This window comes from Streptomyces brasiliensis, assembly GCF_014647875.1.
Taxonomy (GTDB): domain Bacteria; phylum Actinomycetota; class Actinomycetes; order Streptomycetales; family Streptomycetaceae; genus Streptomyces; species Streptomyces brasiliensis.
Genome location: NZ_BMQA01000020.1, coordinates 113234 through 138644 on the forward strand (window position 1 = coordinate 113234; position 25411 = coordinate 138644).

At 66.0% G+C, this 25411-nt stretch carries 22 protein-coding genes; 4 read left to right on the forward strand and 18 right to left on the reverse strand.

Annotation, left to right across the window (positions count from 1 at the left end; translation table 11 throughout):
* Positions 1-320 precede the first annotated feature (320 nt).
* Together IEZ19_RS27150 and IEZ19_RS27155 are read left to right on the forward strand one after the other, a co-directional pair.
* On the forward strand, positions 321-2018 hold the full coding sequence (locus IEZ19_RS27150; RefSeq protein WP_189313923.1) for a DUF6119 family protein: 1698 nt from the start codon (positions 321-323) through the stop codon (positions 2016-2018).
* Between the two features lie 373 nt (positions 2019-2391).
* Positions 2392-3516, forward strand: a complete 1125-nt coding sequence (locus tag IEZ19_RS27155; RefSeq protein ID WP_189313924.1) for an SMI1/KNR4 family protein — start codon at positions 2392-2394, stop codon at positions 3514-3516.
* A 224-nt stretch (positions 3517-3740) separates the two neighbouring features.
* Here IEZ19_RS27155 and IEZ19_RS27160 read toward each other — a convergent pair whose 3' ends face one another.
* The 13 genes from IEZ19_RS27160 to IEZ19_RS27220 form a co-directional block, all read right to left on the reverse strand.
* Positions 3741-5195, reverse strand: a complete 1455-nt coding sequence (locus IEZ19_RS27160; protein ID WP_189313925.1) for a tyrosine-type recombinase/integrase — start codon at positions 5193-5195, stop codon at positions 3741-3743.
* Entirely contained in the window at positions 5192-5383 is a 192-nt protein-coding gene (locus IEZ19_RS27165; protein WP_229840836.1) for a helix-turn-helix transcriptional regulator, read from the reverse strand. Before IEZ19_RS27165 ends, IEZ19_RS27160 begins: the two co-directional genes overlap by 4 nt.
* The gene (locus tag IEZ19_RS27170; protein WP_189313926.1) at positions 5380-6540 is read right to left on the reverse strand and encodes an AAA family ATPase; all 1161 of its coding nucleotides are present in this window, start codon (positions 6538-6540) and stop codon (positions 5380-5382) included. Before IEZ19_RS27170 ends, IEZ19_RS27165 begins: the two co-directional genes overlap by 4 nt.
* On the reverse strand, positions 6537-7436 hold the full coding sequence (locus tag IEZ19_RS27175; RefSeq protein WP_189313927.1) for a bifunctional DNA primase/polymerase: 900 nt from the start codon (positions 7434-7436) through the stop codon (positions 6537-6539). Before IEZ19_RS27175 ends, IEZ19_RS27170 begins: the two co-directional genes overlap by 4 nt.
* Before the next feature lie 90 nt (positions 7437-7526).
* Positions 7527-7991, reverse strand: a complete 465-nt coding sequence (locus tag IEZ19_RS27180) for a hypothetical protein (protein WP_189313928.1) — start codon at positions 7989-7991, stop codon at positions 7527-7529.
* A gap of 11 nt (positions 7992-8002) precedes the next feature.
* The gene (locus tag IEZ19_RS27185) at positions 8003-8479 is read right to left on the reverse strand and encodes a hypothetical protein (RefSeq protein ID WP_189313929.1); all 477 of its coding nucleotides are present in this window, start codon (positions 8477-8479) and stop codon (positions 8003-8005) included.
* Positions 8480-8493: 14 nt separating this feature from the next.
* Positions 8494-8688: a hypothetical protein gene (locus IEZ19_RS27190; protein ID WP_189313930.1), complete on the reverse strand. Its 195-nt coding sequence runs from the start codon at positions 8686-8688 to the stop codon at positions 8494-8496.
* 30 nt (positions 8689-8718) lie between these two features.
* The gene (locus IEZ19_RS27195) at positions 8719-8973 is read right to left on the reverse strand and encodes a hypothetical protein (RefSeq protein ID WP_189313931.1); all 255 of its coding nucleotides are present in this window, start codon (positions 8971-8973) and stop codon (positions 8719-8721) included.
* A 141-nt stretch (positions 8974-9114) separates the two neighbouring features.
* Complete coding sequence (locus tag IEZ19_RS27200; RefSeq protein ID WP_189313932.1) at positions 9115-11346, reverse strand: cell division protein FtsK; 2232 nt, start codon at positions 11344-11346, stop codon at positions 9115-9117.
* A gap of 77 nt (positions 11347-11423) precedes the next feature.
* Positions 11424-11807: an RRQRL motif-containing zinc-binding protein gene (locus IEZ19_RS27205; RefSeq protein ID WP_189313933.1), complete on the reverse strand. Its 384-nt coding sequence runs from the start codon at positions 11805-11807 to the stop codon at positions 11424-11426.
* Entirely contained in the window at positions 11807-12457 is a 651-nt protein-coding gene (locus tag IEZ19_RS27210; protein WP_189313934.1) for a GGDEF domain-containing protein, read from the reverse strand. Before IEZ19_RS27210 ends, IEZ19_RS27205 begins: the two co-directional genes overlap by 1 nt.
* Positions 12454-13449: a DUF2637 domain-containing protein gene (locus IEZ19_RS27215; RefSeq protein ID WP_229840838.1), complete on the reverse strand. Its 996-nt coding sequence runs from the start codon at positions 13447-13449 to the stop codon at positions 12454-12456. The genes IEZ19_RS27210 and IEZ19_RS27215 overlap by 4 nt, the downstream gene beginning before the upstream one ends.
* Positions 13446-13745: a hypothetical protein gene (locus IEZ19_RS27220; RefSeq protein WP_189313935.1), complete on the reverse strand. Its 300-nt coding sequence runs from the start codon at positions 13743-13745 to the stop codon at positions 13446-13448. The genes IEZ19_RS27215 and IEZ19_RS27220 overlap by 4 nt, the downstream gene beginning before the upstream one ends.
* A 165-nt stretch (positions 13746-13910) precedes the next feature.
* Here IEZ19_RS27220 and IEZ19_RS27225 point away from each other — a divergent pair, with 165 nt between their 5' ends.
* Positions 13911-14306 (forward strand): GntR family transcriptional regulator, encoded by a 396-nt coding sequence (locus tag IEZ19_RS27225; protein ID WP_189313936.1) that lies wholly within the window; start codon positions 13911-13913, stop codon positions 14304-14306.
* A gap of 216 nt (positions 14307-14522) precedes the next feature.
* Here IEZ19_RS27225 and IEZ19_RS27230 read toward each other — a convergent pair whose 3' ends face one another.
* From IEZ19_RS27230 to IEZ19_RS27245, 4 genes are all read right to left on the reverse strand, one after another.
* Entirely contained in the window at positions 14523-15086 is a 564-nt protein-coding gene (locus IEZ19_RS27230; RefSeq protein WP_229840852.1) for a flavoprotein, read from the reverse strand.
* Positions 15083-16318, reverse strand: a complete 1236-nt coding sequence (locus IEZ19_RS27235; RefSeq protein WP_189313937.1) for a helix-turn-helix domain-containing protein — start codon at positions 16316-16318, stop codon at positions 15083-15085. Before IEZ19_RS27235 ends, IEZ19_RS27230 begins: the two co-directional genes overlap by 4 nt.
* 573 nt (positions 16319-16891) lie before the next feature.
* A protein-coding gene (locus tag IEZ19_RS27240; RefSeq protein ID WP_189313938.1) for an IS5 family transposase occupies positions 16892-17718 on the reverse strand; the annotation gives its coding sequence in 2 pieces (ribosomal slippage) (positions 16892-17358 and positions 17358-17718; 828 coding nt in all).
* A 1285-nt stretch (positions 17719-19003) separates the two neighbouring features.
* On the reverse strand, positions 19004-20395 hold the full coding sequence (locus IEZ19_RS27245; protein ID WP_189313939.1) for an ATP-binding protein: 1392 nt from the start codon (positions 20393-20395) through the stop codon (positions 19004-19006).
* A gap of 448 nt (positions 20396-20843) precedes the next feature.
* Here IEZ19_RS27245 and IEZ19_RS27250 point away from each other — a divergent pair, with 448 nt between their 5' ends.
* A complete protein-coding gene (locus IEZ19_RS27250) occupies positions 20844-21464 on the forward strand; it encodes a hypothetical protein (protein WP_189313940.1) in 621 nt (206 codons plus the stop codon).
* Between the two features lie 432 nt (positions 21465-21896).
* On the opposite strand, the gene IEZ19_RS27255 is transcribed toward IEZ19_RS27250, so the two are convergent.
* Entirely contained in the window at positions 21897-24185 is a 2289-nt protein-coding gene (locus IEZ19_RS27255; protein ID WP_189313941.1) for a tetratricopeptide repeat protein, read from the reverse strand.
* Between the last annotated feature and the right edge of the window lie 1226 nt (positions 24186-25411).

Here is a 25411-nt window from a genome sequence, read left to right on the forward strand (position 1 = left end):
AAGGAGTGTCCCACGTGTCCGACTGTCCGGTTAGAGCTCTGACCTGCACAAATAGGTGGGACAGCAAGATTCGCCAGTGTCCCAGCTGTCCGACCTGGGTGCAGGGCTGCAACACCCAGGGATGTTGCAGCCTTCACCACAGCCGCCACCCGTTGGGCGCACCCATCCCAAGTCAGCCGACTACACCGACGCCGATTAGTCCAAAGGTTCGAATAGAGAGGGAAAGTGGATGCCGTTAGACATCTAGGACGACAAAGCAAGATATGCAAACATGTGCCCCCTGCACGCATGGGCGGAACCTTTGATTTGGGGGGTAGGTCATGGCTCGTCAGCAGGCACCGGCCAAGAAGGCGACGGTATACCGGCTTTCCCGGCCCGGGGATGAACCCCTCGCACTTTGCATCCAGAAGAAGTATGCAGAGAACGAGAATGATTTTCAGATACGAGATGTCTCCATCAGCGGCACGGAATCACTCCTCATCACTGGAAAGATAAGCACCGACGAACCTCGATGGATGCCACACCTCGTATCCCTCGTCGGCCACAATCCTAGACTCAAGAATTTGACTTCCGCAGCAGCCCTTATAATCCCGCTGCAAGGCTACGACTATGCCCTGACTTGGGGATTTGGGCACATACTTCTTAATCCGTTGTTCCTCGACAATGACTTTGGACTACGCTTCGCCATCCGGAAAGCGAGTCCAGATCAGGTGCGATCTCTCACGAGCCACACAATGGATACGCTCGCCAGAACTGCACGTACGAGCGTTCCATCTGGAGCCTCTTTGGACGCCTTCGGCGTTGAAGAAATCGGCGAAGTAATAAGCCGACTGGTCGGACGAATATCAGTTTCCGGACTGACGGCATCTGCCGGTAAGGCGGACAGCTACGCGACGGTCAGAGGGGCCGACGGACTCAGTCTGCCGCTGGCCAAGAGCCCCCAGGACTTGCTTGCCGACCTTCGCTACCTGCATGACACCGTGGAGAATGAACCGCCCGCTAAGGGTCTCGAACACTTCGAGCACACCCGCCCGTTGCGTCCTGGGGCGCCAGAGATCAATCAGCTTCAAGGACTGCTGTCCCAAGCCCTGAAACCTGGGTCACCACTCATCGCTCTCACATGGCCAGCGGAGTGGCAGGAGGGCGACCACGGAGAAGCCGACAGTTACAAGATCCGCGGAGCGGGCGCCGGCCGCGAGGAACAGCCCGATGAGTTGGAACTGCATCACCTCCTACAGCCGCTGGCCCACCGCGAGGCATCGACTCGCTTTGACGCCCTGAAGCGAATCACCGTGCAAGGGCTCAACAGTGACGGCTTTTCCATCTCCAGAGCTATTCACGGGGACAAGTGGATCACCTTTCAAATCGATCACGAAGGAAAGAGGTACGTATTCCATCAAGGGCGTTGGTTCGACATCGGCGGCGCTTACCTAGATCTGCTGCGCCAGAAGGTCGAAAAAATATTGGCCAAGAGAAGTAATCTTTTGGTCTCCGACTGGCCGCAAGAGGTGAAGCCCAAGGGGAACATTGGCGTGGCCACCGAAGGGAGATACAACCTCTTAGTTCAGCACGATGACCCGCGTTTCCTGCGCCTGGATACGAAGCTGCTATACACCATGCAGCACACGAAGGGTTTTGAGGTCTGCGATCTGCTAGGCCCAGACAATGAACTTATACACGTGAAGCGCATGGGTGGCTCGGTCTCGGCAAGCCATCTCTTCAATCAAGCCCTCGTATCAGTCGAAGCACTACGTCGCCAGCCAGATACGGTCTCGAAGATGCAGGAAGTCGTCAGGCGAGAAAGCGAAGGTAAGCGCGACATTCCCGACGACTTCCAACCCACAAAGGTCGTGCTCGCCTTTGGAGGGCGCCCTGCCACGCCGGAAGCACTCTTCACCTTCTCCCAGGTGACCCTCGCCCGATGTGCCCAGAGGCTCGCTGAACTAGAGGTCGAGCTAGAGATTCTTGAGATCACGGACACTCCGAAGATCCTCAAGGACGATCTCTCGCTGGAGTAGCCGAGGCCCCTTCTCGCTCCGCCACGTGTGAGGAGCGTGTGGATTCGCGGAGCGCAGCCTCGTCCCGCCGCTCCCGCGCAGGTCAGCGGCATGGTCACACAGGCCATGAGCGTGCTCTCCGGAGCCGTGTGCGCAGGTTCGAATCCTGCCGGGGGCACTCCAGCTCGGACAGCCTGATCAAGCCGCTGACCAGCAAGAGTGCCAAGTACAAAGGCTCGAACTCAGTCCCACTGAGTCCGAGCCTTTGTCGTTACGTGTCACTGATCGCGAGTGAGTAGCGAGTGAGCCCCGAGCCCCGCCAAGCCAGTGTCTACCGACCAGGGGACCGCCGCCCAAGCGCAACCGTTCGCTCCCGGTAAAGGTCCATCGACCCGTGAATGCTTCAGACCCACACGTCAACGCCTTCGCCGAGATCTTCGGCGAACCGCCAGCCGACTTCGCCGTCCCCGTCGACTGGGCAGCAGTCGAGACCTGGTTGGGGACGCGCCTGCCCGCCGACTACAAAGCCATCGCCGCCGCGTACGGCCCACTCGACATCGGCGCGTGGCTGTGGCTTCACATGCCATGCGTCAACCGCGGATGGTTCGACTATGGAGCCTGGGTGCAGCAGACTCGGCGTGGCGCCCCTGGTGTCCTTCCCTTCGGCGCCACCCGTACCGCCGACACTCTCTACTGGGACACCACAGCATCCGACGACCCCGACCATTGGCCAGTCGTCATGCACTGTCAGGACGACGAAAACGCGGGCCGCGACCCTTGGCGGCGCTTCGCGACCCCGCTCGTGCCGACACTGGCCCAGCTCGTGGCCGACGGCATGCACCCAGTGGCCGCCCGAAGCGCCATGCAATCTGACCTGGAGCCCACCCCGTGGACACCGCCGCCTCGGCGACCGGAGCCAACCGCTCAGCAGCGAGCCGCGCTCACCACAGGCAGCGGGCTGGAGGCCCTGATCGCCCTCGTCCCACCGCCGGAAACACCCGCGCTCGGTAAGCACAGCTGGGACTGGCTGTACGAACGGCTGGATACACGGCTGCCCGGCGAGTACATACGACTGATGGAGCGGTACGGGGCCGGCGACTGGGTCGGTTGGCTGCGCTTCAACATCCCACTCGGCGAGGACCGGTACGCGCTCGCGCCCTGGGCCGAGTGGTACGCGGACACCTACCGGGGGCAGCGAGCCGACTTCCCGGAATTCCACCCCCTGGCTGTCTATCCCGAGCCCGGGGGAATCCTGCCCTTCGCCGACTCCATCGACGGCGACCAGCTGTGCTGGCTGACCGAAGGTGCCACGCCGGATGACTGGGCATTGATCGTCGTACCGCGCCATGCCGACCAAGGCCCACCGCTCAGCACCGGCCTGACCGACACCCTGCTGGAGTGGCTGCGCGGCCGGTTCGCGACCGAGGGCCTGCCCCCGCTCAGACGCCGTGACGAGGACCCCCTCGATTACATCGATTTCGAGCCCTACGCCAGAGAACCGGCCGCTGATGACCAATGACTCGGCGCCATATCGGTCGGTTTCGAGGTAGCCGAGTCCATCAGCCGACTCACCCTGTCGCTGCTGCTCCACGGCAGACTTCTGCATGCTCGGCGCGCAGTCATTCGCGGAGGCGGAGGCGGCCTGCTTCGCGGACAACGGGTACCAGGGCGCCAGCCTTGCGGTCCGGGTGCCCTACCGCGGCCAGTGGGCGAACCTGTCCGCAGGTCAGCAGGCGGTGTACCTCACTGCCAACCCATAGCCTTCTCGATCCTCCCGTTGTTGAGCTCCTCATGGCCGTCGATGCAGCCTTCGTACCGGCGGTGGATGACCTCGGGCGAGTTGCCCGCGCGGCGGGCGACCTCGGCCACGGGTACGCCCGCGTTCAGCCAGTTCGTAATGCAGGTATGGCGCAGGTCGTAGGGCCGACGCGCGAGCGGCGAATCCACCTTGTCCGGAGGGAGAGCGATGGGACGAGCCTCCTGCCACACTCGCCAGTAGCTCGAGGTCCCAAGTACCTCGCCGCGCTCGTTGTGGAAGACCCGGCCGTCCGCCGCCGTCCCGAACTCCCTGATGTGCTCGCGCAGCATCGCTACCAACAGCGGTGGGATGGGTACCGGGCGGTCGGCCTTGACCTCGCGGGACTTGAGTCCGCGTTTGTCGTGCCGCTTGCCGGAGTCCGTCCACTTCTTACCGGAGACCGGACGGGTCTCCTTGAGGGTGAGCGTGCCCCAGCCCCTCTCGGGCAGGTAGCAGTCCCTCTCCTTGAGGCCAACCGCTTCGGCCGGCCGCATCGCCGCATAGAGCTGACAGGCGAAGAAGGCGACCAGCCGACGCCCTCGGTTGCGGTGCACCGACCCGACGTAGGAGACCGCCGTGAGGAGCTGGGCTCCCTGCACCGCGTTCACCAAGACCCGGGGGTCTACGACGTCACCGCGGGTGGAACCCGCGCGCTTCACTCCGGCGAGCGGGTTCATATCCAGGTACCCGCACTCGATCGCGTACTCCATGGCGGTGTTGAAGCCGCGACGGCGACGCTTGTAGGTCTCCCCCGCCGCCGGGGTGTCGTCCAGCTTGAATGAGAGCCGGTACTGGACGTCTCGGACCACCTTGGGATCAGTGAGGGCTGACAGGGGCAGTGAGCGGTGCTGAAGCCACGTACAGGCAGCCGCGAGATCTTCGGGAGGGTCTTCGTCCTGATGCGCCGGTACGACAGCCCACCGCATCGCCAAGCGGACCTCTTCGAGAGGCGGTGCCTTCTTCCCGTCGTCCATCATCGCGAGCGCGACCGTAGCGAGGCTGTCCGCCACTCCTTCTCGGGTCTTGGCCGCAGACGTGCGCCAACGGCTGGCCATGTACTCCCGGCTGAAGTCCCACCATGACGGGTCGGGCTTGGCGTTCTCCCGTGCGGCAGCCGCCCTGAGTTCAGACTCCGGCAACCCCGACTCGACGTCGAACGCCTCGCCTTTGACCATCGCCTTCCACAGTTCGGAACGGCGACTCTCGGCGAGGGTGACCGTAGCGAAACTGGAGGTTTTGACCTTGCCCGCTACGAGCCAACGAAGCTGATACGGGGCTCTCTTGCTCCGCACTCGGTTGATCTTCCAAACTCGCACATCGGTGGACAGGGTCGGTTCCTCGGCCGCCGCGGGCGGGCGCCCGCTGACGCGGGCGCCCTTCGAGTTGTTGCGGTAGGTCACGCGGCTTCCTCCAACGCCTTAATCCAGCGCTCCAGTTCCGACCGCCGGATGCGCACCGAGCCGTTGGGGAGCTTGATGGCCTTTGGTCCCTTCCTGAGCTGTCGCCAGCGGTAGAAGGTCGCTCGCGGTACCCCAATTTCTGCGATGACCTGGTCGATGCTGAGCATCTCGTCTCGGGCCACGGTCACTTCCGTCCACTTTCGTCAGCCGTGAGGGAACCGGACAGGCCGGACAGCTCCTGTTGAAGCTGTCCGGGGTGTTCGTGCTGGTCAGAGGGGTTGACCGGACAGCCGGACAGTGCGGACACCTCTTGGGCGCCCTGTGTCCGGGTGTCGGTGTCCGGGTAGTACCGGCCGCCGGGGTCCTTGGTGAGCTGTCCGGCGTCGGCCATGCGGGAGCACGTCCGGCGGATCGTGTCGAGGTCGACGTACGGCAGTTCGCCCGCCATGTCCTTGGGCTTTGCTCCGGGGTGGGCGCGGACGTAGCGCAGGATCGTGGCGCGGGTGTCGCTGACGGTGTGGTCGGTGACCGGGCCGTCCAACAGGTGCCAGGCGCCGGAGGCGGGTTGGAAGCTGAGGGCGTATTCGGCTTCGTCCACGTCGCGGCCGGTGACGTGCAGGATGCCGTCTGCCTGGCCACGGGCCCGCTTGAGTACGAGGGTGGCGTCAGCGGCTCCGGCGATGCCGTTGGTGCCGGAGACCTCGGTGAGGAAGTCCTCGGAGCCTGCCTTGCGGACGTGGTGGACCAGGACGACGGCCACGCCGTAGTGGTCGGCGAGGCGCTTGGCGTAGCCGACGGCGACGTAGTCCGCGTCGTACGCCGAGACGCTGGCCGGGGCCTGGCCGCGCATCTTGGCGAACACGTCGATGACGACCATGCGCGCGTCGAGATGGCGCTCCAGCCACTGGGCGATGGCCTCGGTGCCGCCCTGGGGGAAGGGCGGGCATTCGGTGACCAGGGTCAGACCGGCTGGGGCCGGTTGGCCTCCGAGGAGCTTGCCCATGCGGGTCTGGAGTCGGCGTGGGGTGTCTTCCAGTGCGAGGTAGAGCACGGGACCGCCATCGACGGGCACGGAGTCGAACGCCTTGCCTCCGGCCGCGACGGACAGGCCCAGTCCGAGGGAGAGCCAGGACTTGCCGACCTTGGGCGGTCCGGCGAGCACGCTGACGCCTTCGGCGAGGATGCCGGGCACGGCCCATTTCGGGTCGGGGAAGTGAGCGGCCATGAGCTGATCGGCCGTCCATGCGGTCCGTGGGCGCTCCCGTTTCGGCGGCGCCTCGGCCGCCGGTTGGGGGTCGCTGGGTACGGAGTACAGGTGCAGGGGCGGGATGGGGTTGGTGCTCATGCGGCGACCGTCCGGGGGCGCCGTGCTCCGGCCCGGAGCCCGGAGGCGATGGTGCGCTGTGCCTCGCGCTCGCCCTGGCCGACCTGGAGAGCGGCCGTGAGCAGCCAGCCGGTGACATCGGCCTCGCTCAGCTCGCCTCCGGCAACGAGCTGTCCGAGGGCGACCGCGGCGACGTAGAGCGCGTTGTTGTGCTCGTGCGAGGCGGAGCCGGTGACCCGCTGCACTTCCCCGTTGACCGCGGACCGGAGGAAGGCAGTGCGCCGCCCATGGCCCGTGAGGGCGATCGTGATGGGCGTCTGCGGGGGCAGCGGAGCCGGGCGCAGGAGTTCGGCGAGCCAGCCCGGCAGAGGCGCCACGGAGGCGTTGCAGGTGACCTCGTACGGGTGTCCAGCGCAGGTGCTGCCCGCGCCGACCACGAGTCCGCCCCACGCGCGGGTGTCGACCTTCCAGCCCAGCCCTCGAGCGCTGTCCCCAGCGGTGTTGCGCAAGGGCTCGCCCTCAGGTGCGGCGAAGTACAGGTGGGTGCCCCCGCTCCAGGTGCGGACGGTGTAGGTGTCGCCGGGGAAGGGCTGGCCGTGGCGCGTGCAGAGCACGGCGAGGACGTCGGCGCCGTCGGTGACGCCGTGCTCGATCCACGTGGCCGGCGGGGTGTCGCCGGGGTGCTTGGGCTGGTCCAGGTCGATGACGATCAGGCCGGAAGGGCCGGTGGCGATGCCGACGTTGAAGGCGGCGGTGGACCACGCGCGGGTGATGCGGTCCGGGTCGGTGGTGGCGCGGGTCTCCCAGTCGGAGACGGCCGGGCGCTTGCCGCCGGGGATGAGAGGGAAGACGCGCCAGTCACGCGACGCTGCGTCGAGCGCGGCGGTGAGCTGGGCAGAGCCGTCCGGGTACGGCATGCTGGGGGTTCTCCTGTTCTGTCTGCGGATGGGCAGGGAGAACCGCGGCGGCGGGCGACCTTGCTGGGGAGTCCCGCCGCCGCGGCGTTGCTACTGGTTCTTGGCCCACGCGGCGTACTGCTGGCGGACGTAGTGGCGCGGGTCGGAGATCACGGCCGTGTCGTCCAGCTCCATCAGCCGCTGCGCGGCTCGGGTGGCGAGGTCGGCTGCGTCGCGGGTGGCGCTGTCGGCTTCGTCGCTCAGCGCGATCCGGTCCAGCAGTGCGGCCTTGCGGAGCCAGAACTCCCGGTTCAGCCCGTCGTGGAACGGCGTGTCGGCTGCCGCCCGTGCGGTCCATCCGATCTCGCTGACGATGCTCGGGGCGAGCGTGTACGCCTCTTCCGGCGTGGGCCACGGCTCCGGCTCGGGGAGGTGGTCGGCGGTGATGTACAGGCGGGTGCGCTCGCCGTCGTGGGTGGGGTACTGGCGTGCCGGGCCGGTGTCGAACGCGGCGGCCAGGGCGCGGCTGACGCGGTCGATGTCGGCGGGGTCGCAGATGACTCGGATCTCGAACATGGTTTCCTCCCTCAGCCGTGGAAGTGGCTGCGCTTGATGACGGCCTTGCGGATGTGGACCGTGCTGCCGTTGCGTCCGCCGCTGATGGTGCGGGCGGGGGTGCGCCAGGCGAGGACGGCGAGGGCGACCCACAGCAGGGCGCCGGAGCCGAGTCCGGCGGCGGCGTTGATGACCTCTCCGATGCCGTAGCCGACCCCGGTGGCGAGGGCGCCGCCTCCGAGACCGGCTCCGAGGAAGCGCTGTGCGATGAGGTCCAGCAGGGGCAGCGGGGTCAGGTCGCGCGGCTCCGGCATGGGCATGGGGGGCGGAGCGAGGTGCTTGGGCATGGGGACCATGCGGCCGTAGGCGTCGGGCACCCAGACCACCGCGCCGCGCTCGGCGGCCAGTTCGACGGCCGCCACGTCGGGCGCGTACAGGCTGAGTGCTGGCGGGTCGTAGCCGAGGGCAGCCTGGGTGTCCGGCCGCGCGGCGGGAATGTGCTCGCTCATGGCGGGATCTCCTGTCATTTGCCGAGTTGGGCGATGGCGTCGGCGGAGGCCTGGACGAGGTTGTGGATGGGCTCGTAGGCGCCGGTCCCGGCGGTGAAGAACCCGAAGAGGAACAGCGCCAGGGCGGCGCCGCCCCCGGCGGAGCGGGTCTTGACGGCGAGGGCGGAGGCGGCGCCGAACAGCAGGACGGCGGAGATGTTGAGGATCATCGGGAGCCTTCCGGGCTGAGGGGATGTGGGTCAGTCGGTGGTGCCGGCGCGGTAGATGCGGGCCCAGCGGTTGTAGAGCCAGCGGCCGGTGCGGATGCGCTTGCCGGTGGCCTTGCAGCGGCGGCAGTCCTTGCCGCGCTTGGGCCGTCCCTTGCGGTCGGTCTTGAGCGCGTGGCCCATGCCGGAGCACTTGCGGCAGTCGCCGAACGGGGAGGCCACACACAGCCCGCCGTAACCGACAGTGACGACTATCAGGCAGGCGACAGCAAGGAGGATGGGGGTCATCAGATGCCCTCCAGGGCGGTTTTCGGGGGTTTCCGCAGGTGACGTGCTATCCGCTAGATCACAGGTGGGAGTGGCTTTGTGGTGCTAGCGGGGGTGCTACCGGTAGCAGGTGTGGGTGCTACCGGTAGCACCGTGCCGGGGCTATGCGGCGCCCGGCTTTTCGTTACGCTCCGCAATCACCTTGAGGAGGTCGGCGCGGACGATCCCGCGCCGGGTGGTGCGGGTACCGTCGTCGGTCGTCCCCGCCACGTCGCGGGTCTTGATGCCGTGCGGCTTCAGTGCGGACGTGACGTTCTCGCCCTTCCAGCCGCCGTAGACGTCGGGCCGGAGTTCGGCGAGTCGGGCGGCGATCCGCTCGTTCCACACCCGCTCCTCCCTCTCCGGCACCACGGCCGCAACGTCGGCGAGCAGGTCGTAGGACGGACCGGTGACAGCCTCGGGTGCCTCCCCGAGCGCGTAGCCGGACAGGAGTCCCGCCTTCTCACGGACGGTTCGGGCGCGGGCAGCGACGGCCACGGCGCCGGGCGCGTCCACGAAGGAGCCGTAGACGATCCGGGCGTCCGCGCCCTCACCGACGAAGTAGTGCAGGCCCTTGTCCCCCCACGCGAACATCGTGGCCCGCACACCGCGCTTGTAGGAGGACGTGCCGAGCACCATGTCGTTCTCGGTCTGACCCATTACCTTCATGCACCACCGGGCCCCCGCGTTCGCGCTGATGCCGGTGGGCAGGGACTTCGCGTCCGGCCGCTGGGTGGCCAGCAGCAGCACGATCCCGGTCGCGGGACCGCGCTTGACCAGGTCGGTCGCGATCTCCTCGAACTCCTTGCCGTGCTCCGCGTGCTCGAACAGCACCTGGCACTCATCCACCCCGATCACGATCGGGTGCAGACCGAGCGAGCGCTTGTCGGCGAGAGCGCTGGTCACCTTGGACTCGGGGCAGATGTCCCGGGGCAGCGACCGGATCACTTTGGTGCGCCGCCGCAGTTCCTCACGCAGGGCGCGGAAGTCGTGAAGCGCGTACTGGATTGTCTCGTCTTCCTCGCCGACGCCGTGCCGGTGGGAGACGGCCTCGCCGACCGGGTCGAGGTCGCCGGTGCCCTTCATGTCGTAGGTGTGCAGCTCCGTGCGCGGGTCGAGGGCGGCGATGAGCAGCAGCAGCCGCAGAAGGAACGTCTTGCCCATGCGGGGGATCGCGCCGATGACCCCGGCGATGAACATCAGGGTGACGGACACCCAGCGTCCGCGCTGGTCCGTGCCGTACGGGATGGCCTTGAACAGGTCGACCGTGCCGGACTTGAACAGCGGCCATGCGGGCTTGGGTGCTGACTTCAGGTCCTGGTCACCGACCCACAGCACCAGGCGTCCGGTGTGTTCGTCGGAGACGGCCTCTGGCCACACGCAGCCCAGCGGCCGGCGCAGACCCGACGCGAGACGTTCGCGGCGCTCGATGACATCGGTGACGGTGACGCCGTAGGGGAGGTTGCCCTCCGCCCGCCATCCGGGCCCGTCGCGGGTGATCGGGGCGGTGAACTCGAACCCGTCCCGCCCCTTGGCCTGCGCCTGATTGATCGCGGGAATGCCCAGCGCCCCGAGCGCCCGCAGGACAATGTCGGAGGTGAGTTTGGATGCCTTGGGGACTTCCACAGCCCTGTGGATAACCGGGGCGTCGGCCTTGCGCCCGGCGGCGCCGAGCGCCATCACGACCGCGCCGACCGAGACGGCTTGCAGCCAGTCGGGGGCAAGGACGTACAGGGCGAGCGCGAGGGCGAGGCCGACGAACATGCCCAGCACGGCCACCAGGGTGCGCAGTCGCACGCGGCCGTCGCGCTGCCGCGACAGCTTCAGGTACTCGGCCGCGTCCTCACGCCGGACGGCGGCCAGTCGGACCGGTTCGCCCTCTCGGTCGGCGACCCATCGCATCGTGCCGCCCACGAACCGGGCCAGCCCGGTCGGCGCCTGCATCGTCAGACGGGCGGCATACACCGGGGAGCGCAGGGCGTGGTAGGCGGCGGCGTGCGTGTAGTGACGGGCCACCCACGCAGCGGCGGTCTTGAGTTCGGCAAGCGAGCGCAGCCAGACGGGTACCACGTCGCGACGCTTGGCGGCGGCGAGCCGACCGAGGTAGCCGGGCCCGGCCGCCTTCACGGTCGGAGAGTCGACCATCACGCGCGCAGTCGGGTCGGCCGACTCCATCCCCGACTCACCCGGAGCCGATTCACACGACCGGTCGGCGTCGGGTCGGGCGGTCGGGTCGGCCGACTCGGAACGGGCCGACCGCGCCTCGTCGAGGTCGACCACCTCGCCTCCGGAGTCGGCGGCCATCTCGGCTTCCAGCCGGTTGAAGAGTTCGTTGTCGTCGTCAGGGTGCTTCACTGAAGCTTCCTTCTCTCTGGGAGGGATACGGGGCCCGGCCGCTGCTTTGGTCGGTTGAGACCGGGCCCCGTTGCTGGTCAGGCGGCGCGCTGTTCCTCGGGGTAGGCGCAGAGGAGGCACATCCCGAGCGATGTCGGGATGCAGTAGCTGTAGGTGATCCGGCAGTTGGGGCAGGTGCGGCGGGCGAGCATCGCCAGGGCGAGCGCACCCCACTTGCGCGACGTCATCGGCCGGACCGGCATCGCGCGGTCGACGCGGTAGAGGTAGGCGACCTGCACCCCTGCCTTCCGGCCGCGGTGACGTCGCATGACCTGAGCGGCGACCGGCTGTCCGCCGGGCCGCAGCCCGGCCACACGCAACTGCCGGCGGGTGGCGTAGCCGTCCGGGGCGAATCGCCACGGGTACGTGGGGACTCCGAACCGGGCACCGGTCGGGTCGAAGCATTTGCCGTAGGCGGACATCAGGCGGCCACCCCCACGACCGGCACATCGGTCCGGGCACCGGAGCGGCCGGCCCGCCGTCCGGTGACGGTGGCGAACAGTCGCCCCAGCCCCGCCCGGCGGGTTCCGGCGCAGGCTTGCTTGGCCGCGTACATGGCCTCATCGGCCCGCCGGAGCAGCGCGGAGAGGTCGTCGTCGGGGAAGTCGGCGGCGCGTACCCAGCCGAGGGAGACCGTGGTGCGTGCGGCCGGGTCCTGGCCGTCGACCGGGCGGGCGAGCACGCCGTGCAGCACGGCGAGCATGTCGGCGGCGGTGCCGTGGTCGTCGATGAGCACGGCGGCGAATTCATCGCCCCCGAGCCGCCCGGCGACCCCGCTGCGGCCGACGTGGTGGGCGAGGCGGTCGGCCGTCGCCGTCAGCAGCGCGTCTCCGGCCGCGTGGCCGAAGGTGTCGTTGATCTGCTTGAAGCGGTCGACGTCGGCCAGCACCACGACCGCCCGTGAGTCCCGCAGCAGGGCAGTGGCGCGGCGGGTGAATGCCTCGCGCGTCCGCAGCCCAGTCAGCGGGTCACGGCGGGCGACGTTCAGGCGGCGCCGTAGCCACAGCGTGTGCGCCGTCCAGCCGGAGGCGACCGGCGCCGCCGCGGCCAGCATGGTCACCAGGGTGTTCATGCCGCCGCCCCCTCGGTCCTCTCGTCGTCTCCGTCGACGGAGTGCAGGCGGCGCCCCTCGGCGCGCTCGTTCAGCAACAAGTCGCGCAGCACCCGGGAGTTGGCAGCCGAGCAGTGCAGCGTGGTCCGGATGGCTTCCGCGTTGATCGCGTCATCGCCCCAGTCAGCCGTGGCCTCACGCGCCTCAGCGAGCAGCTCAGCCGGGGTCCGCGACGTCTTGGCCGTCTTGGCCTTGCCCTTGGCACCGGTCGCACGCTTGCGCGGCGCCTTGGGCGCCTCGGGCGTCGGCTTCTCCGTCTGCTGCGGCGGCACGGGCGGAACATCCTCGCCCTGCGGGGCCAACTCGCCGAGCTTCAGCAGCACGCGTTCCGGGCGCGGGGTCTTCGACCGCCACCGTCGACCGTGCTGTTCCCGGAGCCGGGCGCGGGCCAACTGCCGCTCATGCTCCCGCTTCAGCGCCTCGGAGTAGGAGGTGATCTCCCACAGCGTCATCCGCCGCCACAGGGCGAACGTCGACAGCGGGGCGAGCACCCAGCGGGAGAACCGCACCTTCTCCATCCGCCGGCCGGTCGCGGCGCCGATCCGTACAGCGTAAACGTGGGCGCCGATCTCGGAGAACACCACCCACAGCAGCGGCATCGTGCCGTGCGCGACCTTCGCCCACAGCGTGTGCCCGGCGGCGACGTTCAGCCCGCAGGTGACCAGCGTCAGCGCCCACGGCACGAACCGCACCCACGCCAACGCCATGTCCATCCGGATCAGCAGCAGGTTGGCCACGGTGAACACCGGAATAGCCACGTCGATACCAACCGGCAACATCCACGGCGCGCCGAAGCCCCACCGGGCAGCGGCAGACGAGACCGCGTCGAACGAGGCAATGAGCCCCAGGGCACCGACCCCGGCCGCCGCCAGCGCGCCCAGTCCGGCAAGGCCCAACTCCGGCTTCGTCAGCGGCGGAACCGCCGGCCGCGTCGTCTCGGTCGCGGCCATCATGCCGCCGCTCCCTTCCGGGAGGGCCGGCGGCGCTTCGCCGGGCGTGGCAGCGGGACGACGTTGAACAGCTCGGGGGCGTGCGCCTCGATCACCTCAGCGGCGATACGGGCCACGTCGTCCGGCAGGCTGCGGTACTCGGGGTCGGCGAGGATGTCGCGCGCCGCATCCAGGCGGGCCACACGCTCCTCATCCGTCTCACCCTCGACCCCAAGCCACAGCTCAACCGGGGTGCCAAGAGCCAGCTCCACGAACTCCTCAGCGGATACGGCCTGTTGACGGCCGACGTACGTACGCATGGTGCTCTCCTGAATCGAAGGGGCAGGGAGAACCGCGGCGACGGGCGACCTTGCTGGGGAGTCCCAGCACCGCGGCGCGATTTCAGATTGACCTATGTCAATCCGCCTGTCAAGGAGGCTAGCGCAAGAGCAGAGATTGACCTAGGTCCGGCTACTCTCGAACCCATGGAGCAGAGCCCAGAAGCGCCCAGGCAGACGCCTACGGCCAAGGAGATCGCCGCGGAGTTCCGCAAGAAGATCACCGGCCTTAACCGCGAGTACGACCCGGGAGATCAGCTCCCGGCGGCTCGCAAGCTCGCCAAAGACCTTGGCGTGCAGCTCATGACCGTGCAGAGCGCCTATGGCCAGCTCCGTGATGAGGGACTGGTCCTCACCCAGCAGGGTCGCGGGACGTTCGTCCGAGACCCATCGGTGCCGCTGGGCACCGAGCCGGGCAGTAGCCCCACGTTCACCGCGCTGGCAGCAGAACTCAGTTCGATTCATGACGCTCTTCGTCTGCTCGGTGAGCGACTGGACCGCCTTGAACAGCTTGTCGGCGACGGGACTCCGCCCTCGCCGTGACTTCATCCGCTCGCCGCAGCAGTCGTTTGGCCGTGGCGCGCGCCTCGCTCAGACTCGCCTCGATCAAGGCAAGTTCCGTGGGAGTCAGACCTCCCACCTCGCCGCTTCGCTCGTTGATCCCTGACATGCCAATGAGCATGCGGCCGGAAAAGAAAGAGGACCCGGACAGACTGTCCGGGTTCTCTTTCCTTGCAGATCAGGCAGGTTGACGACTCGTCATCGAGTGACTTCTTCCACGGCATCGAGCACTGCGCCCCACGGGAGTTCGCGCCCTGCCGGCGCTTCCCTCGGTTCGTAAAGCGGCCAAACGTCCGGGCCGGAGACTACATGCACTCCCGCAGCCCGAAGGGCGTCGATGTGGCCTTGCCACGCGGGGTGGCGAGCGTGCGCCGCGTTCACTCGGGGGAAGACGACAACCGGCAGACCGATGGTGCCGATGGCCTCGCCAACCTGTGTGAGCGCCTGGTTGTCCATGAGGCCGGTCGCGAGCTTGGCAACCATGTTGGCCGACGCGGGAGCGACCACGTAGCAGTCAACCGGCGGGTGCGGTCGGTCCTCTCCGGGGAGACGCGGTTCATCACGCACAGGAAGGCCGGTGAGCTTCTCCAGCCGCTCAACTTCGCCGATCATCCGCAACCACTTACCTGCGGTCGGCGTGAGGGTGACGGCCACCTGCCAGCCACGGTCCATCGCGGGCCCGACAAGACCGGTACGCAGGACCTCTACGCCTCCGGCCGCCGACCCGACGACACCGAGCACCCCGCGCTTGCCTGAACTCACTGCACCGCCCTACACCGCTGAGCCATCACGAACACCTCGGACGAACGCGAGCCGCCGGTCACAGGGGACTGCTTGATCAGGTCCCGAAGTGACTCGCGCACCCTCGGATTGTTGCGCACGAGCTGCGGCGATGTCCGCTCAGCCGTACGCAGCTCCGCGAACGCTTCATCCCCCTGTCCAGCAAGGGACAGGGCACGGGCGAAGTCGATACGGTGCGAGACGCTGCGCTCCTGCGGCATGTGGTCGACGTTGATCCGGCCGTGTTCCACCACGTACGAGACGTTATCGAGGTCCAGCTCAATGGACAGGCGATGGAGCAGTACGTTCGTCGGCCCGAACCCGGTCTGCCAGTAGTTCCCATCCGACCCGAGGTCATCCGCAAGTTCTTCGGCGCGGTCCAATAGCGTCGTTGCGGTGGGCCGGTCCTGATGCCGTGCCGCCGCGACGGCGGCACGCAGGTGGATCATGCCCAGAAGGCTGAGCGCCGCTGGGTCGCTGTCGGTCACCTGAGCCGACAGCCACGTAGCTGCCGTGTTGCCCAGCTCCAGCGCATCGTCATAGCGCCCGTTGGCGAGCAAGGCGTGCGTGCCGGATCGCGCAGCCGACGCCAACACGAGCGGGTCGTCCGACTCGTCAGCGGCCCGCATCGCGCGCTCTGCAGCAAGCCATGAGATGTCCGATTCGCCGATCTTCGCGAGAGTCGTAGCCGCGAGGTGGTGCGTGCGGGCCGACACTGCCCAGCAGTCGCTACGGTCATCGCCGCGGCGCCCCGCTCGGTCCTCCAGTTCCTGAGCGGTCTGAAGCAGTGCCGGAAGGGCTCCGATGACGCTGCCAAGTCGTCCGCCCTGATAGTCGTTCCATGCCTGCTCGACACGCACGGCCACAGGAGCAGGTGTCGGAAGTTGGGTTTCAGCCTCGGGGCCGAAGAGTAGACGTGAGAGCCGCCGCGGGCTCATAAGAGCATCACGCACAGCGGGGACATCGTCCTGTTGCCGCTCGTCCTCCAAAAGCACGGTCTGACCAAGCAGATCCCCGAGAGGCACGCGCAGGATGCGCGACAGCTCCGCGAGCATGTCGATACGGGGCGGCTTCCGGCGTCCCGTCTCAATCTTCGCGAGCCAGTCAGTGCTACGTCCGACCAGACCGGCCAGCACCTCCTGCGTGTAGCCGCGGCGCTTCCGGTAGAACGCAATGCGCTCGCCGATGCTGAGGTGATCTCCAAGACCACGCATGGGGTGTTGCCTCCCGCTGCTGAGTAGGGGCGTCATTCACGGTACCGACGCGGCGATGAACGAGTAAGTGATCTCACCCCTTTCCGCCACCATGACCAGCGTGTGGCACTGAACGGCAGAGAACCCGGACGGACTGTCCGGGTCTCATGGGACCCTGCTCGGAGGTGTCCGGGCTGTCCGGCTGTCCGGCTAGGGCTCTCACCTGCACAAACGGGCCGGACAGCTCAAAGTGCCGGTGTCCGGGCTGTCCGGTCCCAGACGGCTGCAACACTCCTGGGGTGTTGCAGCCCGTCGGCGGAGCCGACCTCTCAGTAGACGTAGGAGCCGGAGGCGACTTCCGATCTGCTGTGCCTCATGAGAGGTGAACAGCAGAGCGCGTAACTTTCCCTACCTGATCAAGGCGGCTCGCTCCGCTCACCGCGCGTGGCCCGGCCCCCGGCCGGGCCTGCGCTCCTGTCTCCGCCCCGCTCCAGCCCGGCCGGCACCCGTGCCGCGCACAGAGCAATCAGCCGCTTAACGTCAGAGAAGGGGTACATCGTGGCTGGGGCGGTCGGCTCCACGGCTTTAGAACTCCTAACAGTGTGCGACGTTCTTCAGTCGGCGCCAGCAGATGATGCTGCAGGCCAGGCTGAGGAAGGCTTCGTGGATGTCGTCGCGGATCTCCCAGCGGATGCGCAGGCGGCGGAACCAGTGCAGGAGCGCGAAACTCTGCTCTACCACCCAGCGGTGGACGCCCAGTCCTGAGCCGTGTTCGGTGCCGCGCCGCGCGATGACTGGGGTGATCCCGACCGCGCGGACCTGTCGGCGGTACTTGTCGTGGTCGTAGCCCCGGTCGGCGTAGAGCCTGTCGGGGCGCCGGCGTGGCCGTCCGCGTCGGCCGCGTACCGGCGGGACGGCCTCGATCAGCGGCATGAGCTGCGTGACGTCGTTGCGATTGCCGCCGGTCAGGGACGCGGCCAGCGGGATACCGTGCGCTTCGGTGATCAGATGGTGCTTGGAGCCTGTTCGGGCACGGTCGACCGGGCTCGGTCCGGTTTTGGGCCGCCCTTCATGGCCCGTACATGGGAGCCGTCGAACACCGCCCTCGACCAGTCCAGAGCGCCTGCGGCGTTCAGCTCGGCCAGGAGCGATTCGTGCAGACGCTGCCAGACACCGGCGTCGTTCCAGTCACGCAGACGTCGCCAGCAGGTCATGCCGGAGCCGAAGCCCAGTTCCTGGGGCAGGAACTCCCACGGAATGCCGGTGTAGAGCACGAACAGGATGCCCGACAGCACCTTGCGGTCATCCAGACGCTTACGCCCCGGGTGAACCGCGCGGCGCGGCACGACCGGCAGCAACGGCTCGATCCGCGCCCACAACTCATCGGACACGATCCACGGCAGCTGCTCGCCCCTTCTCATACGCAGGCTAACGCATCATCAGGCGACAACATTCCAAGGCAAGTTGGAACCCTTTGTTAGGAGTTCTTAGGCAGCCACTTTGGCGGGAGCCTCGAAGATCACGGCCCCAACGTCGTGCTTTACCGGGCAGGTCCACAGACTGCCCGACACGCCGGAAGCTTACGGGGCCGTGATCACTCGCGCCAAAGCAGCTCCAGCCCAAAGCCGCTCCACCAACCGCGGCGCACCCCCAGCGCTCTTTGCCAATCCGTAACCTTTAGTTATCAACTTCTGTTAGAGAGTCACCCCGAATCCCGTGCCAAGCTTGTGCTCACAAAGGCAGGAGGGGTTGGCGGCCATGAAGAAGTGCTCCAGGTGCGGCAATTTTTGTGCCCTGACTGAATTCAATCGGAACCGAAGCAGGCCAGATGGACTGCAAACCTACTGTCGCGACTGTTGCAAGATCGCGAACCGCGAATATAGACGCGCTAACCCAAGTCTCTTCGTCGAATACACGAGGCGCTACCGACTAAAAAACGCCCCCACTTACACCCTGCATGAACTCCCAAACGGGACCCGGATGCTGGTGAAAGTCGAAGTGGACACGCAAGAGCCTGAAACCAATCAGTAACGCACCGAATACAGGAGAAAAGAACGAAATGTCTGACGCACCTAACGAGTCAAACGCTGCTGGTCATCGGCAAGGCACTCAGTTGGTATCCGTCTTGACGGGAATCGGAACTCTTCTTGCTGGGATCGCCGCGTTGATCACTTCTCTTCGCTGAGTGCCGGTTCGCCAAAGAAACGCCAGGGCGCAGCGCGGCGCATCATAAGCGCACCAGATCAGGCGGGGAACAGCGGGGAATCACGGTGAAAGTGGCCTCGCCCGACGGGGCCACCGTGTCGCCGTTCGCCCAGCTCAGCGCGTAAACCGGCCGCAAATGATCGCAGCTTCCCAAACTCAGAGCCCGTCGGTCTCGGGCCAGCACCAGGACTCCTCGTCCTCCACCGCGAGATAGCCCGGGATACCGTGCTCAAGCTTCCCGTCGAGCCACATGCTCATCCAGTCACGCAGGGTCAGATCACTTATGCCGGTTTCCCTGGTCCCACCACCACATCTGCCCCTCCGGGTGACGGCAGTCGAGCATGGACCACATGGCACAGCCGTGGTTGCAGACCAACAGCACCCCGTGAGGCGGAGAAAGGTGGCGCTTGCTCTTCTGGATACGGACCTGGCTCGCCATCAGCTTACGGGGCCATGATCACTCGCCCCAAAGCAGCTCCAGCCCAAAGCCGCTCCACCGCCCTACTGTCGGGCTAGGAACCCAGCGAGCTGAGCATGACGCTTCAATGTTGTTCGGACAGCGTCCTTAATTGACGATGGCCGGGTATTTTCCGTCGAGTAAGCCTTCAGCTCCACGATCACTGAGTCTTGCTGGGCCCCAGGGCGTTGCACAAGCACGTCAGCCCTAACTCTGCTATGCGGCGTCTTTATGTCCTGCTCGTGTTCCGCTTCGAAACCGATCGCCCTCAAGCACAGGGCAATGCGCCTACCAAGCTGCGTGGGCTGACTAGTGACACCCTCGTACCATTCCCTAGCCCGTCGCGCCCTCTCTGAATCGCGCTCACGCAGAGGACTAAAGGCGCTGGGGTCCCATGTTTCACCAATGATCGATGAGAAGTGTGAATTCTCCAGCCGATCCAGGTACGACCGACTCGGCGCCACAACATCCTTATCAAGATCCTTGCAAAGCGGGTGAAGGTCGGCCGCAGCAATCGGAACCAAACGCACATCGAAGTATAGCCGTGCGCGATTCAACTCGGAGAGTGGCAGAGTCTGACGATCATCCTCGTTCAGCTCTCGGTAAAACGCATTCCAGTCAAGCTTGTAGCCATCTCGTGCGTTAGTAAAACCCGCAACGCGAGTGATGCGCAGCCCATCTGTTACGGGCCACAACATCACGACTTGATAGCGCGAGATGTCATGCAGTTTAGTTGTATAGGAGGCGAGCTCCTCAGCCACTCGCTCGATTGCAGCACCGATAGTCGGAGACTTGTCCGAGAAACCTTCAACGTCGGAAGTAAGAACTTCAAAGTCGGCGAGCGGCTGATTCTTGTTATGGAAAGCGAACGTTTCCTCAACGATTTCGGGCCACTCATCACGCGAAGGTCCGGAAAGTTCGAAGTCGGCGCTCAGAAGAATGCGCTCGTTTCTGGACGTTGCGGCCGCCAGGTCAGCCTGAAATTCTCGGCTGGTCGTCAGCCACAGGAAGAGAACCGGACGCTGCCTCAAATCACCCCGGTCGAGAAGACTGAGCCGCTCAACGAACTGTGAGGGGATCGCCGTCTTCTCTGCCACACGCTCTTCGAACTGATCAACAACGGCAATGATCAGCTGAGCTTTGTTCCGATAGCCATCAACAGCTCGCAGCTCCTCAAGAAGCGCAGATTCGGAAGCAATAGCAGCTCGACTGAGCTCGACAACCTTGCACTCAGGAAGGTGTGTGGCCAACTCGCGCGCAGCCGAACTTTTCCCCGAGCCGCTACGACCAAAGATGGGGAGGAAACGGATCCCCCCGCTAATCTGCATGCTGGCGTGCGCCCGCTGCACTTGTTCGAGCAACTGACGGTTCGGTCGCAGACGGCCCCGGAAGGCTGGATCCAGGTCTTCGTAGCGCGAAGGTAGGCGTGCCAACATGCCCCGAGTATAGGTGACTTGCGATACGCCCGCGTCTCGACGGCATGACAGCAAGCGGCTTAGGCGGCCGCCATCACGCGACGCTAGCCGCGCCCGTTCGTACGGTCCGCGGCCATGGTGAAGAACTTCAGCTACTGGCGCCTGTCCGCCGGCCTACACCTCAGCTTCCAGCGCTGGCCCCAGAGAGACGGCACCTCACGCACCTTCACTCTCCGGGTCCTGCCCTTATCAGTGTTCGGGGATAGTCGCGATCTCTGAGGGCCTGAACGAGTGCTCGAGCAGTCAGTCGGCCGACCAGGTGGGCGACGATGCGCCGCACCCTCCTCGCGCAGCGCCAGGCTGCCGAGGGCACGGCGGCGTAGGACTCGCAGGCAACGGGTTCATCCGGCTTCGACCCCAGAACGGCAACAACCCCTGATCCGGCGCGCGCCGCACAGACACTGCACACGTGAACGCGATCATGCACTTCTTCGGTGAGCACGCCGGCCGCATCGCCGACGTCGCCTTGCCCTTCGTCGGTATTTGGTTCGGATGGTGGCTCAGTGACAGAGTGCGCAGCCGCGCGGACCGGGCCGCCGAGAAAGCAGCACTCCGCGCCCAGGCCGACGCCCTGATAACCGCCGTTCTCGACGTGCGGATGGCAGCCCTGACCGGCCATACCCTCTGGGACAGCCTCGTCGAGCACGGCCGAACCGTCTTCCTCGCGGCCATCGCCGGAGCCGGAGAAGTCGCCCGCGCCCGCACCGCCCGAGCATCCGACCGCGCCAGTGTGGCCGCGGGACTGGGGGCGGCCGTCCACGTCATCGCACAGGAGCGGATCGCCAGCAAGCAGTATGCCGCCACAGTCCGCGAACCTCTGTACCGGCTGACGACCGCCGCCGCCCCGCTCCTGCGGCACCCAGACGCTCAGGTCTCGGAATCTGCTAGCGCACTGGTCAATGTCACCTTCGACATCAAGAAAGACACCCAGAACCTGGACACGGCGCTCGCCGCTTTCCACGCCGCGGTGACTACCGCTGAGCAGGAGCCGGCCTCACGGTGGAGGCGCCTCCGTCCCCGTCTCGGTTGAGGCGCCCAGGACGCCCAGCGCGGGGCCTGACGGCCCCAGGACGCTGGTACGGTCCCGGGCATGGACGGGGGCGCCCAGGCCCAAGCCCTCACAGTGCCTCTGAAGGGCGCCGAGCAGGACCAGGTGCAGCAGCTCGTCCAGCACGCGGAGAAAGACGGCCAGCCCGACGCCCCCCCAGCCCGATCACCTGCCACCTGTGCGACAGGCCCATCGACGTCACCTGTGAGGAAGTGGTGCACATTCGAATCGCCCTGCGGGAAGTCCAGCAGCCAGGCGCACGGACTGGTGACGCGAGCCTAAACAACAGCAATGACGCTGGTGCCGCGCTGGGCGAGGACTTGCCTGTCCAGCGCGGCATCGAGTCCACTCAGCCGACAATTCGGACAACTCGCAATGTGCCGGTATCGGTCCTGGCCGCGTTGGGCGTCAGCCTCAGCATCCGGCATCACTGGGCGCATCGACTGACAATTCAAGCAACAACTCTCGGGCCACGTTTTCCACCGAATCAAAATTCCTCTCTGACGCGAGCACAGCTTCCACATCAATCCTGGCAGCAGCGGGCTCACCGTCTTCAACGAGCCACTCCGCCCGTTTCAGCCTGGCTGACATCTTTTGCTCCTTAATGATGTCAGCGGAATCCAGGATCGATTCGATGTCCCCATAGGCCCCTTCCGGATCTCCGGACTTTCGCAGCGCAAGCGCTCGACGGATGTGCGCGATGAAGCGCCGATTGTAGGTTGTCTCTGCTAGTTCGAGGACGGCCGTACGGTCCCGAACTGCAGAGCGCACATCCCCGTTGTCATCGAAAATATCGGCCCGATTGTTGAATGCGCAGGCGCGAGACTCATCATCTACGAACAGGTTCTCGGCAACCGCGGTGAAGTCTGCTCTAGCAGCTTCACGGGCGCCGAGGCTATACCACGAGATTCCGCGGTTGTTCAGGAGGCCAGCATATACCTTCCAGTTCGCTGCACAGAGAGCTAGCGCCTTCGAGTAGATATCATTGGCCCTGTGGGCATCACCTTCATTGAGCACCAGGTTGGCTCGTCGAAAGTGGGCATTAACGATCAACTCGTCCATCGTGCCGTCAGAGGTGGATTCCTGCACAGACTGCAGACGCGAGAAGATCCAATCCAGGACAGGGTGGTCGCTGCGCTGAAGCAGCGGGATGCTCGTCACGGCCATATCTGCACACGTTGCTGGTGCCTCGGCCCAATCACCGGCGTCGAGCAAGTCCACAACTCCCGGATGCTCTCTGTGGTCACCGACCGCGCGTTCCACGAACGCCCGATACGCTTTTTGGTCCTTCTGCCAAGCCAGCTTGAGCAAAGCCATAGCGGCATGGCGCTCTGCGCCGGCCGTGCCTACCCGATCGAGAACGTACAACTCGCCCAGCATGTCGGGCCGAAGTCCATCAAGGAGATCTTCGAGCGGCAGCAAGGGAAGATCGCTGTACACGTCAGGCAGCAATCCCGGGGGCGGTTCAAACGTCTGAACGAGGTGAGCGTACGACTCGACCGAGAGGCCGCCGAGTGCAGTTCCCAGAATCTGCACGCTCCGTGTGTGTCGCACGCTCTTCGGCGAAGCTGCGGCGGCTTGCACCGCTTGCCCGTCCATGCGAGCGATTAGGCGTCGCAGCGCCGCGTCACGGTCAGCACTGACACCGTTTCCGTCCAGCCAGTCCAACGCTGCGACGAGAGCGAAAAGTGGTCGCCCGTCGGGGTCCATCTTCTCGGAGTGGTCTGCGATGTCCTCAACGTGCGTGGAAGACAGCACGACGCCAGCCTGATCCGCGACGGCCTTCACCAGCTTGCAAATCTGTGGCCGCGGCAAGCCACCGAGCTCGCGCGGAAGGCCATACGCGCGTTCCTGAATCTGAAAAGACTCCTCCATGCGATGTGTTCGTTGCGCCAGGTCCCACCAGGGTCCCTGGGCCTGACGCTCCAAGATCAGGACACGCACTGGTGCACTTAGAACGCGTTGACTCAATCGGAACAGCGCATCCGAAAGCCACTCACCTCGCTGAGCGGCATAGTCCACGACAGCGAGCGTTGGGCGGGTTGGTTGGAGATCTGCCAAGGCACGCTGATTGTCTTCACGCAGAAACCCGGCATGCCACTCCCCGGCTTTCGCACGACAGAGCTCGATCGCCAGGCGACTTTTCCCAGTACCGGCGGAACCTGTCCAAAGCCACCACGAAAAGGACGTATCTGCCTCAAGAAATGCCTCCAGCTCTCTAATCTCTCGCTCGCGACCAACGCGAGCAACAGCCGTACTGGCGAAAGCTAGTAGGGATTCGGGAGCATCAAGCTTTGGCAGCGCGAGCTCGAGAAATTCATTAGCCGGGCGGGCTCCCGATCTAAGCATCACTAGGGCCCGTTGTTCAGCTTCGACCTTCCACTGACACAGGGTTTGCACCGTATATCGCGTAACGTCGCTATCGATGAGCTTGCCACAGTTCTGGCATAGCCAGAGCCCATTGGCTTCGGCAGAGCGCTCGGTGGAGGTGAGAGCGGGATCGTAACGTGGTCCACCAGGGCTCGCCGCAGTTATGTGTGCGGCAACGCCGAGATTGACAGCACCGCCTTCCCCCAGTTTGGGTCCAGCCGTCACAGCTGAGCAGTCGGGGTTGCTGCAGCGGAAAGCAACCCTGGCAGCAAGGGTTTCCTTCACCCGCCTGCTGAAGTCGTCCCTCAAGGTCTTGGGCGTCTTCTCTCCCATGTGCCCCCCAGTCTCCGACACTCGCCATCACGGCTCACTCCTGACCTGATCCTAGGATCGCTCTGACATGGCGTATCCAGATCGGGCAGGCACCCACGAGATTCCTACCCGGCGACCAGTTGCCATGCTTGGAGCACTGAGTTGTTGTCCCCTGGGCACTGCCGGCCCGACAAGGCACTCGGGATCACGAAGGAGTAGACAGAGGCTGGCTCCCCAGCCGCCTTCAGGAATCGGGAGCTCCCACATCAGGCAACCCAGAGACCAGCGGAACATGCGCTTCCGGTGAATGCGCGGTGACGTTGGCTGCACTACACGGCCCTCACGTCGCCCGACCGCAGGTCAAAGGCTTGATCACCCGGAAGAAGATCACTCTCTTCTAAGCACCTAGTCGCTCGGTGCGTGCCACAACCGTGTGCATAGAGCGGCCAACCACGGTCACTAGCGGTCGGCGTCGGCCGAGATGCGGCCGGGGAGCTGCGAGCCTCTCCTGAGTTGGCTTCCAGGGCAGCACCTCAACCGCGCCACGACACTTGCATGTTCGTTCATGGTGGTGCGGCGGGCCCAACCAAGTTCGGGCCGCGCCGTCCACTCGATTCGGGCTACTCCCCGCCCCAGTCCGCCGCCAGGGCGCCCGCTGGAGCCGTTGGTCCGCCGTGACGCTGGCCCTGCGGACCGGACCTACGAGTGAGCAGCGAGTGAGGAACGTATACGGAAGGATCGTTATGGACGTTCGTCCAGGTCAGAGGCTCATTTCCGTGCTCCTGGCACCTGCCCTCCGGAGCCGTGTGCGCAGGTTCGAATCCTGCCGGGGGCACTCGCCCAGGATCAGCAGAAATCAAGCGCTGACCAGGGCGGATGCCGACAGAAGAGGGCGGGAGTCAGTCTCACTGACTCCCGCCCTCTCTCGTTGTCTCTCAGCGTTCGCGACACACCTCCGACACACTCAGATGGTGATCCATTGCCGCTCCCCCCGCTTCACAGCGGCCCTAGACCGGATGACCCCGACGATTCTCACGCACAGCGTGTGGGCCACACACCCCTCGGCCACGTCCCTTCCTCGTGGCTCCCCGTCCCCTGTGTTCATCGCTCGATCTGGTGCGCTTGCGGTGCGGCCAGGGTGCGCCGGCTCCCCGTCGCTTCCCGCCCGGCTCAGACCACCGCTCTAGCCTCATGTATTCAGCTACGACCGTGGCCTGACGGCCCGACAGAAACAGGGTGCCTCTCAC